This is a genomic window from Mesorhizobium sp. (assembly GCF_017306585.1).
Classification (GTDB): Bacteria; Pseudomonadota; Alphaproteobacteria; order Rhizobiales; family Rhizobiaceae; genus Mesorhizobium.
Map to the genome: position 1 here is coordinate 1 of NZ_JAFKIC010000316.1, position 1,236 is coordinate 1,236.

2 protein-coding genes and 2 pseudogenes are annotated in these 1,236 nt (G+C 64.4%); all 4 read right to left on the reverse strand.

Features of this window, described 5'->3' with window-relative positions; all coding sequences use genetic code 11:
• Window positions 1–70: pseudogene (locus tag J0I79_RS33950) on the reverse strand (GFA family protein); the annotation flags it as partial.
• 6 nt (window positions 71–76) lie between these two features.
• Window positions 77–463, reverse strand: coding sequence for a VOC family protein (locus tag J0I79_RS33955; protein ID WP_292577402.1), 387 nt, complete (start codon window positions 461–463; stop codon window positions 77–79).
• The gene (locus J0I79_RS33960) at window positions 460–852 is read right to left on the reverse strand and encodes an endonuclease domain-containing protein (protein WP_292577404.1); all 393 of its coding nucleotides are present in this window, start codon (window positions 850–852) and stop codon (window positions 460–462) included. Before J0I79_RS33960 ends, J0I79_RS33955 begins: the two co-directional genes overlap by 4 nt.
• A 111-nt stretch (window positions 853–963) precedes the next feature.
• A pseudogene (locus J0I79_RS33965) lies at window positions 964–1,236 on the reverse strand (cysteine--tRNA ligase); the annotation flags it as partial.

Sequence of the window (1,236 nt, forward strand, 5' to 3'; positions counted from 1 at the left end):
CCTCGACGCGGAAACGCACCGCGCCGCACTGGCAGCCACCCGTGTAGACCGGCCGGTTGTCGAGGCTCATGGCCGATCACTCCGCATCATGGCAGACGGCCTCGACGTTGTTGCCGTCGGGATCGAAGACAAAGGCGCCGTAGTAATTCAGATGGTAATGCGGGCGCAGTCCCGGGCCGCCATTGTCCTTGCCGCCGGCCGCGAGGGCGGCCGCATGGAAAGCGTCGACCTCGGCGCGGCTGCGCGCGGTGAAGGCGACGTGCTGACGGTCCTTCGGTTTGTCCTTGCCCTCGTGCAGCCAGAACACCGGGCGGTCGCGACCGTAACCGCCAACCTTGACGCCACCGGTGTATTGCTCCGGCACCATGTAGAGCAGCGACGCGCCAAGCGGCGCCATCGCCTTGTCATAGAATGTCTTCGAAGCCCCGAAATCGGCAACGGTGAAACCGAGATGATCGATCATGAAACGAGCTCCCTTGATGGCACGGCATCGGCCAGACCGGCAGCGATGGCGATATGCTGGCAGACATTGTCGATATCGCGGATCACGTCGTCGTTCCAGAAGCGCAGGATGGTCCAGCCGCTGGCATCCAGGTAAGCGCTTCTTTCCTCGTCACGCCGCGCGTGTTCCGCGTCGCCATGCTGGCTACCGTCGACCTCGACGATGAGGCGATGGGCCGAACACGCGAAGTCAACGATATAAGGTCCGATCGGCACCTGCCGCCGAAAGCTCATCCCCATCAAACGGTGGGCACGCAACTCGTTCCAGAGCTTCAGCTCAGCATCGGTCATCGCGCGCCGCATCGATTTGGCGTTCTGGCGTTGGCGAGATGGAACGCGGTCGTGCCCCATGATCAGGCCGTCCTGCGCCGGAGATTAGCGAAACCGATCGCAAGGGCTAATCTCCCCCCTTGCGGGGGAGATCGGCCGTCGCCGGCGTTTTCGCCCATCGCCCAAGTCGCCTCACCGCTTGATCTCCCAGGTCGTCACGCGCTGGCCCGTGGCGGGGTCCTTGCCGTCCTTGAGCTGCACGCCCTTCGCCAGAAGCTCGTCGCGCACGCGGTCGGCTTCGGCCCAGTTCTTCGCCGCGATCAGCGCAAGACGCTCCGAAATCGCCTTGCCGATGGCCGCCTCGTCCACATTGGCCGCGCCGACATCGAAGCCGAGGAAGGCGAGAGCCGCCTTCAACGAAGCCGCAGCGGCGTTGTCGCCCTCGCCATTGAAATCTGTGGCTTC